This window comes from Prevotella dentasini JCM 15908 (assembly GCF_000614065.1).
In the GTDB taxonomy this organism is placed as follows: Bacteria; Bacteroidota; Bacteroidia; order Bacteroidales; family Bacteroidaceae; genus Prevotella; species Prevotella dentasini.
The window spans coordinates 1-8,551 of the sequence record NZ_BAKG01000032.1 but is presented as its reverse complement, the minus strand read 5'-3'; the positions used below and the strand labels follow the sequence as shown (position 1 = coordinate 8,551).

General features: G+C 54.3%; 6 protein-coding genes and 2 pseudogenes. 3 read left to right on the top strand and 5 right to left on the bottom strand.

Features of this window, described 5'->3' with window-relative positions:
- The 3 genes from JCM15908_RS15310 to JCM15908_RS11125 form a co-directional block, all read right to left on the bottom strand.
- Nucleotides 1–182 (bottom strand): hypothetical protein (locus JCM15908_RS15310; RefSeq protein ID WP_234396451.1); only part of this gene is annotated, 182 nt, incomplete at its 3' end.
- Nucleotides 183–194: 12 nt separating this feature from the next.
- Nucleotides 195–977, bottom strand: coding sequence for a tRNA pseudouridine(38-40) synthase TruA (gene truA, locus JCM15908_RS11130; RefSeq protein ID WP_025003383.1), 783 nt, complete (start codon nucleotides 975–977; stop codon nucleotides 195–197).
- A gap of 24 nt (nucleotides 978–1,001) precedes the next feature.
- Entirely contained in the window at nucleotides 1,002–2,552 is a 1,551-nt protein-coding gene (locus JCM15908_RS11125) for a ComEC/Rec2 family competence protein (RefSeq protein WP_025003382.1), read from the bottom strand.
- A 160-nt stretch (nucleotides 2,553–2,712) separates the two neighbouring features.
- Here JCM15908_RS11125 and JCM15908_RS11120 point away from each other — a divergent pair, with 160 nt between their 5' ends.
- Nucleotides 2,713–3,543: an EFR1 family ferrodoxin gene (locus JCM15908_RS11120; RefSeq protein ID WP_025003381.1), complete on the top strand. Its 831-nt coding sequence runs from the start codon at nucleotides 2,713–2,715 to the stop codon at nucleotides 3,541–3,543.
- Between the two features lie 4 nt (nucleotides 3,544–3,547).
- Nucleotides 3,548–5,309 (top strand): annotated as a pseudogene (locus tag JCM15908_RS13915) (M6 family metalloprotease domain-containing protein).
- A gap of 324 nt (nucleotides 5,310–5,633) precedes the next feature.
- On the opposite strand, the gene JCM15908_RS11110 reads toward JCM15908_RS13915, so the two are convergent.
- A complete protein-coding gene (locus JCM15908_RS11110; protein WP_025003380.1) occupies nucleotides 5,634–6,305 on the bottom strand; it encodes a YggS family pyridoxal phosphate-dependent enzyme in 672 nt (223 codons plus the stop codon).
- 111 nt (nucleotides 6,306–6,416) lie between these two features.
- On the bottom strand, nucleotides 6,417–6,899 hold the full coding sequence (locus JCM15908_RS11105) for a DUF4494 domain-containing protein (protein ID WP_025003379.1): 483 nt from the start codon (nucleotides 6,897–6,899) through the stop codon (nucleotides 6,417–6,419).
- 196 nt (nucleotides 6,900–7,095) lie between these two features.
- Here JCM15908_RS11105 and JCM15908_RS13910 point away from each other — a divergent pair.
- Nucleotides 7,096–8,342 (top strand): annotated as a pseudogene (locus JCM15908_RS13910) (ABC transporter permease).
- Nucleotides 8,343–8,551 lie beyond the last annotated feature (209 nt).

The window sequence follows — 8,551 nt, the reverse complement described above, 5'->3', positions numbered from 1 at the left end:
CCTCCCTGAAGCCCGGAAAACAACGGCCAATCCTGCCGGAAATCTGTCTGCATCCCCACCCCGTTGACGGCAGGTAGACGGGCCGCACCGTTACGCGCCGGCAGATGTTCCGCCGGCCCTGCACCGCCATCGCTGCCCGTCCCCCGTAAGCCTGCCGGGGCGCGGGCCTGCAACGCACACACAATAAAGAACGCTTACTTTTGGGGATAGTCCACGCGCCAGAGGAAGAGCGCGTTGCCGGGCATGCTCTCGCCGGCATCGCTTCTCGTGCCGCCGTCCACAATGCGCCTGAAGTCCTCAACCGTCAGTTTCCCCCTCCCGACGTCCACCAGCGTCCCTACCACGGCACGCACCATGTTGCGCAGGAAACGGTTGGCGGAAATGACAAAACACCACTCCCCCTCGCCGGCTTCCACATTCTGCGGCCGCTCCGAAGACGGCATCCCGGTCACGGGAATCCATCTTGCCTCGGTGAGATTGCAAATGGTAGTATTCACGTCGGCACCTGCCTTGCAGAAACACTTGAAGTCCTTCTCGCCTATCAGATACTCTGCCGCCTCGTTCATCCTGTGGAAGTCGAGCGGATAGTGCACCTCGCAGGAATAATGCCGGAGAAACGGCGACTTGCGAGTGTGCACATAGTAATGATAAGTGCGCGAGACGGCAGAGAAACGGGCATGGAGACCTGAGTCTACAGGCTCAATCCCGAATACCGAAACGTCTCTCGGCAGCAGGCGGTTGAGCTTGTAGGCCAACTGGATGCCGTCGGCCTCGCCTTCGTAGTCGAAGTGGGCAACCATCGTCCGGGCATGCACGCCGGCATCGGTGCGCCCCGCCCCCGTTACGGCAACGGGTATCCGCAGCAGCGTAGACAGGGCTTTCTCCAGCGTCTCCTGCACGGAGATGCCGTTAGGCTGCCTTTGCCATCCGTGATAATGGGTGCCGTCATAGGCCAAAGTGATGAAATATCGTTGCATAAGTGGCTGCAAAGTTACAAAAAATCAGCGTAAATCCATCCGCTCCATGAAAAAACGCCCCGACAGCCATACGCCGAAAAGAACCACATAGCAGACAGCAGCCTGAACCGACGAGACATGCAGGTGTTCCATGCTTGCCCCCGGCAGGCTTGCCGTCCACGACAACGACTGGTTCATCAAGCCTGAAACGGCAGATATTCCCTTCCCTATCCAAGCCGCAAGGAAAGGAACCGGACTGACGGCGAAAAAGAGCAGGACGCCGTAGACAACAACAGTGGCACACGGTATGGCTATGAAGGAAGCGAGAAGTCCGTAACAGGGAAACCGGCCGAAATGGCATGCCACCAAAGGCGCAGTCCCGAGTTGTGCCGAAAACGAGACCACCGCCATTCCCCACAGCCACTTCAACAGCCAGTGGCGTTGCAGCCAAGCCGCGGGAACGGCAGGATAAATCAGCGGCATGAATAGAAGAATAGACAGAACGGCCGCAAACGACAGCTGAAAGCCCACGTCGAAGAGTGCAAGCGGATTGACCGAGAGGATGAGCAGGGCGGCAAAGGCCAGCGTATTGACCGAATAGCGGTCGCGGTGCAGCAGGCTGACAACCGAACAGACCGTCAGCATAATGGCGGAGCGGACTATCGAAGGCGAAAAACCGACTAAGAACACATACGACCAGACTGACGTCATAATAAGAAATTCAGAAATCGCTTTTCGGAAACCGCCGGACAAGGGGACAAATCCTTTGCAAACCGAAAAGAAGAAGCCCAATATGCCGTAGATAATACCCAAATGCAGTCCCGAGAGGGCGAGGACATGGCTCGCGCCGGATACCGAATAGTCGTCTTTCACTTCCTTGGACACCAAGCGGCGGTCGCCTAAGGTCATAGCCGACACGACGGCCAAGTCTTGCCCACTCATACCGTTCTGCTTCAGTCGGGCTTCCAAAACGGAGCGAAAACGGCGAAGGCGCAAAGTCGCCCTTTCAACGAGGCTGAAAGAAGAGAGCCTGACCGGCTTCCGCTTCCAGTTCTTGTAATAGATAAACGTGGCGGCATCGAAACCATGCCGGTGCAGCCAGAGCGCGTAGTCAAACTCCGCTCCTTCTGCCGTCGTCGGTTTCTCCAACAGGGAAGACGCCTCTATCCCATCGCCTACATGCAACTCCCGGTATCTTTCTTCCACCGTGTCGCGCAGCAGCGAGGCCTTGACCATCAGCGGACGGGATGCGGTCAGCACCCCGATGTCCATCCGGACCACTTTCCCGTGCTCCACAGGCTCGGTCATCAGGACAGCCTCGTAGGTGGTAACGCCGGGAAGGCGAACCTGCAGCGCATCCTCCGAGCGGACTATAAGGCATCCGCCTGTCGCGAAAACGAGTAGGCCTATCAACGCGGAGTTAACTGTCGGCAATCGGGAGGTCAGCAACGCGAGTACCGCCAACGCAGCAGCAACCGCCAACCATACATATACCGACAGGACACCTATCCACCATTCCCCGGCAATAATGCCCAGCACGAGCATCACTGCCACCTTCAGGAGGGGATACATATCCAGATTCGGTCTTTTTTTCACGGCGGTATGGCTTTCACCTGCAAAAGTAATGAAAAGATGCAACTTCCCGCTTGTGTTATCCAATATTTTTGAGAAACAATCCCTATTCCCCTTACACCTTATTATATATAATCCACGCGGCTACTCTGAAAACTCAAAATTTATTCGTAACTTTGCCCCCATGATATTCTATTTCTCAAGTACCGGGAACAGCAAGTGGGCTGCACGGCAGATTGCCGACAGCACAGGCGACGAGCTGATTTCCATTCCCGAAGCATTAAAAGGCCACTGCCAATACGAACTGCAAGCCGGCGAGCCGCTTGGCTTTGTCTTTCCAGTACACGGATGGAGAGTTCCTCGCATTGTCGGGGAGTTTCTGAAAAAGGTTCGGCTCCATACAGCCGCCCCGTCAAGTCCCTATTGCTATTGCCTGCTGACAGCCGGCGATTCTGTCGGAAAGACAATGGAAAGATTCAGGAAAAGCCTTTCCGAAATCCAAGCCGACTTCAATATGCAGCTCAGTTTGGTAGAGACGGTAGTCATGCCCGAGTCTTACGTCGGTCTGCCGGGTATGGTAACCGATACTCCCGAAAAGGAAAGGAAAAAGATAGAGGCGGCAGAGAAGAAGATTGCAGCCTTCACCGAACGGCTGAACAGACGCGTCCGGTCAGTCGGCGGACAGCCCGAGGGTTGGGACGGCCTTGTACGTGGCCCGATACCGGGCTTCTTCTCTTCTGTCGTAGGAGGATTCTTCGTCCATCAGCTCATTACCGACAAGCCCTTTCATGTAGACCCCGACCGATGCGTCAAGTGTGGAATATGTGCCAATGTCTGTCCCGTGGACGATATAAAAGGCGGACTCGGTTCCGAGCCGGTATGGCTTCACAACGGCAAGTGCCTCACCTGCTTCGCCTGCTACCACCACTGCCCGCACCATGCCATTGAGTTCGGAAGACGTACACAAAAGAAAGGACAATACTTCTTTGGAAGACGAAAGTTGCATAAGGATTAGATAAATGAAGAAAATATTACTTGCACTATGCCTCGCGCTCACCGCCCTGTCTGCTTGGGCCGTGAAGGCAGACCCGACTCCAGTCGTCGTTATACAACCCGACGGGACAAAACTAACTATTTGCCAGCACGGCGACGAGCACTTCAGCTGGCTGACCACTACCGACGGTGTCCTGCTGTCGCAGGTAGGCAACGCCTTCTACGTCGCACATATATCCGAAAGCGGTGAACTGACGGCTACCCGGCAAATTGCCCACAATCCCAATCTGCGCTCTGCTTCTGAGACGATGATTGTCAGGGCACAGGACAAGGGGGCTTTCTTCAGCGCAGCCACGCAAGCCATCAGAATGATTCGGAAGGCACAGAGCATCGGCTCAACATCTCCTGCCTACTTCCCCCATATTGGCAGCCCGAAGGTTTTGGTTATCCTCACGCAGTTTTCCGATTCGACCTTTGCAGCTGCCGACCCTGTAAAGAGCTTCAACGACTATTTCAACCACAAGGGAAAACTCCCCGACTATACGCTCAACGAAAAGCGTAACTACGGCAGCGTAAAACAATATTTCCACGATATGAGCAACGGCATGTTTACGCCGCAGTTTGACATTGTTGGTCCGATAACCCTGCCAAAGCCCGGCAGCTACTACGGTCAGGACGAAGGATACAGAAAAGACACTAAGATAACAGAGCTGATACACGATGCCTGCAACGCTGTAAGCGGAACCGTCAACTTCGATGAGTACGACAGCAACAACGACGGAAACATTGACTTGGTTTACATTCTCTATGCCGGCTATTCGCAAAGTTCCGCCCCCCATCTCAAGGACCTTATATGGCCCAAGGCAGGAACGCTGTATCCTTTCAAGGTTGGGAACAAGAACGTCAGCCGCTACGGCGTCAGCAACGAACTGAACTACTATCCCGGCTACGAGCTGTCAGCGGCTCCCTACAAGCGCATCAACGGTATCGGACTCTTCTGCCACGAGTTCTCCCACACAATGGGACTCCCCGACTTCTACCCCTACGCAGCCTCGGCACAGAAAGACGACCAAGCGATGGAGATATGGGACTTGATGGACGGTGGAGAATATACCGACAACGGCTATACACCGACTCCCTACACGCCGTGGGAAAAGGAAGTGATGGGCTGGTCGTCCCTCCAGACCATCGGCAGCGAGCCTGCAAAGATAACCTTGCAGGCGGACCAAGCCTGAAAGTGCCCACCGACAACGAGAAGGAATATCTAATTCTCCACAACATACAGAAAGAAGGATGGGCCTCAAAACTTGCAACGCTCGGCCACGGCATGCTGATTTACCGTGTCAACTATACTCCCGCATCGGTCAACATGTGGGACCACGTCAACGATGTGCTCGGAAAACCGGGCATGACCATTGTCCCTGCCGACGGCAAGCTCATATCCAGCTACACCATAGACAGCAGCGACCCGGCGCAGAAAGCGGCCTATTACGCCAGCTACGGCGGCGACCCATTCCCCGGCACTTCCCATATAGACCATTTGGGAAGCATACAGCTCAATCTCGCACGCTCAACAAGCCTCTCTACCATATCGCGGAGAATCCTGCCGACGGCACCATCACCTTTGAATACCTACAGGACATCACTGCCGGAATACGGGACGCGGTTATCAGACACGCTCCTGCCGGCAAGCGCATCTACAGCCTTGACGGACGATACGTGGGTACAGACCATTCGCTGCTGCCCAAGGGAATCTACGTTCGGGACGGACACAAGTTTGTAAAGTAGTGCGGTTCTCCCGTCTTCGGAGTCTGCTTGGGGATTTAAGGCTGTAGGCAGACTCCGCGACGAAAAAGGAAAGGGAAAGCCGACGCACCTTGTCCGCCAGACGAGAACGCCTGTTCCGCCTCGTCAACAAGCCTGTTTGACAAAGCGAAAGTGGCACTTTGGAACGTCCAAAGTGCCACTTTCGTTTATCAATATGTAAAATACAACATATCAGCTCATTATCTTTACCCTTCTTTAGCTGCTGTTGAAGGGAGGGGCAAGGTGTTTTCGTCTTTCTGCAAGATGGTTCTATCGGCCAGAGACGGAAGCTGCCCCAGCCTGTCATCAATACACGCGCGGCCCGAAGATGGCCGTGCCGACCCGCACCATCGTAGAGCGGCACTGAATGGCAAGCGGATAGTCGTGGCTCATTCCCCACGAACGCTCCTTAAACTCCGGGTCGCTGGCGAAATAGCGTGCCTTTACCTCGTCGAAGAAATCGGCTGCCGTCATCATCTCCTTCCTTATCTGCGCCTCGTCATCCGTATTGGACGCCATCATCATCAGACCCGAGATGTGGACATTCTTCAGCCCGCGCCATTCGCCGTCTTCCAGCAGTTCGCGGCAGGCATCGGGCGTCAGGCCGTACTTTGTTTCCTCTTCGGCAATGTGCAGCTCCAAGAGCACGTCAATGACGCGGTCGTGCTTGGCGGCCTGCTTGTTGATTTCCTTCAGCAGCTTCAGCGAGTCCACCGCCTCTATCATGGAGATATACGGGGCGATATACTTCACCTTGTTGGTTTGCAGGTGTCCTATGAAATGCCACTGAATATCCCCCGGAAGCGTCTTCACCTTCTGAGAAAGCTCCTGCTCGTGGCTTTCTCCGAAGACACGCTGCCCCTCGGCGTATGCCGCTTCGAGATACTCGTTCGGATGATACTTGCTGATGGCTACCAGACGCACTCCGTCGGGAATGTTGTCCAACACTTCATGCAGATTCTTTGCTACGTCATACATATATTCAAGGAATTAAAAAGGTTTGCTAAGTCTGGGGGATTGCAGGGACACGGGAGACCGCGGAGCTGCGGAAGAACAGCGGAATCTTCCGGCAGCCTTCCCCCTCCCGTCCTATTCGTATTCGGGTTTGTCGGCAGCCTCCCTGCTCTTGGCGGCATGCTCGAAGACGTCCATGATTTTTGTTTCCGTAATGGCGGCAATCTCATAGTCAATCATCGTGTTGCCCATTACTTCCTCTATGTGCTTCACGGCTGTGCTCACTGAGCCTGCCTGAACGAGATAGGACGAGGAGGTGCGCTTTTCTTTTTCCGTCTTCTCGTCTATCGTGATGAACGCCAGCCTTGCCTTGAACCATTTGTCGTCGGTATCAATGTCGCTGAAAAATATCTCGCCGTACACGGCAGGCGTTATGGCCTTCACGTCGAACTCGCCGCTCACGTAGTGGGAAATCTCTTCGGTAATCCTGCTCTCGGCTTCCGAAAAGCTCAATGCGTCCACGACGTAAGGCTCGGTAACCTTCTTTGTCTCGCCGTCTTCCATTACCTTATCGTAACGCACCTTTGTCTCAAACCAAGTACTTGTTCTGCTTCTCATTGTCTTTCTGTTGTTTTCCGGCCGTCTGCCCATCTTGTTGCCTATGGAGGATGTCCGGACGGTCATGATTATATTGTCATGCAAAAGTAGTAAAAAAACTGCGTTTATCTTGAAAAAGTGCCATTAAAATAAAAAAAATATCTATCTTTGCAATTCAAAAAAAGAGGCACCGACTCCGCAAACTCCATCTGACAGGATGAACTATTCACTATTCATTGCCCGTAAAATATACAATGGCGGCGACAAGACGCGCAAGGTATCCAAGCCGGCCATCCGCATTGCTACTATCGGAGTGGCAATCGGACTGGCGGTGATGATTGCAACGGTCAGCGTGGTACTGGGATTCAAACATTCCGTCCGCAACAAGGTCATAGGCTTCGGCAGCCATATCACGGTGGCAGACTTCAACACCTTGGAATCGTCGGAGCAATATCCCATACAAGTCAGCGACTCGGTGCTGAGCGCGCTGCGCCGTATTCCCGGCGTGAAGCATGCCGAACGCTTTGCCTATACGCAGGGAATCCTGAAGACAGACAACGACTTTCTCGGCATCACGCTCAAGGGGGTAGGCCCGGAGTTCGACTCCACCTTCATCCATCAGAACATGGTCTCGGGCTACATCCCCACCTTTTCCGACAGCAAGACGCAGCAGAAACTCCTCATATCGAAAACCATCGCCGACAAGCTCGGGCTGAAGACGGGCGAAAGGGTATTTGCCTACTTCGTCAACGGGCAGGGCGTGCGCACCCGCAGGTTCACCATCTGCGGCATATACGAGACCAACCTCAGGCAGTACGACTCGCAGATTTGCTTCACCGACCTCTATTCGGCCAACAGGCTCAACGGATGGGAGCGCGACCAGTACGGAGGTGCCGAACTTCTTGTAAGGGATTTCAGCCAGCTCGACGCAACGGCTCTCAACGTGCTGCAAGCCGTAAAGAACAAGGTAGACAAGTACGGCGCGACCTACTCGGCAGAGACCGTCATCGAGCAGAATCCGCAGATATTCTCATGGCTCGACCTGATGGACCTCAACGTATGGATTATCCTCGCCCTGATGGTATCGGTTGCAGGCGTTACCATGATTTCGGGCCTGCTCATCATCATTCTGGAACGCACGCAAATGATAGGAATACTCAAGGCGTTAGGCTCGCGGAACCGGCAGATACGCCACGTCTTCCTGTGGTTTGCCACCTTCATCATAGGCAGGGGGCTGCTGTGGGGAAACCTCATCGGCATAGGGCTGTGCCTCCTCCAGCAGCAGACGGGGCTTGTATCGCTCGACCCGCAGACCTACTACGTCAGCACCGTCCCCGTCGAACTCAACATTCCGCTGATTATCGCCCTCAATCTCTCCACCTTATTTATATGTATCTTCGTGCTGATAGCCCCGAGCTATCTCATCAGCACATCCATCCGGCCAAGTCGATGCACTACGAATAACGCCGCGCCGGCCGGGACATGGCCCGCAGCACCGCTGAAAACCCATGCGGAAGGCAGATGTTCCCGTCGTCCGTCATGCCCGTGCAGCATATACGGAACCCCGGAAAAGGCATGCAAAAACAGGGGTTTCCGAAGGCCTGAAATTTACATACGGTTAGCGGAAAATTTCTATACGTATAGAAATATTTTTCTAACCGCTTCCCCGTAAA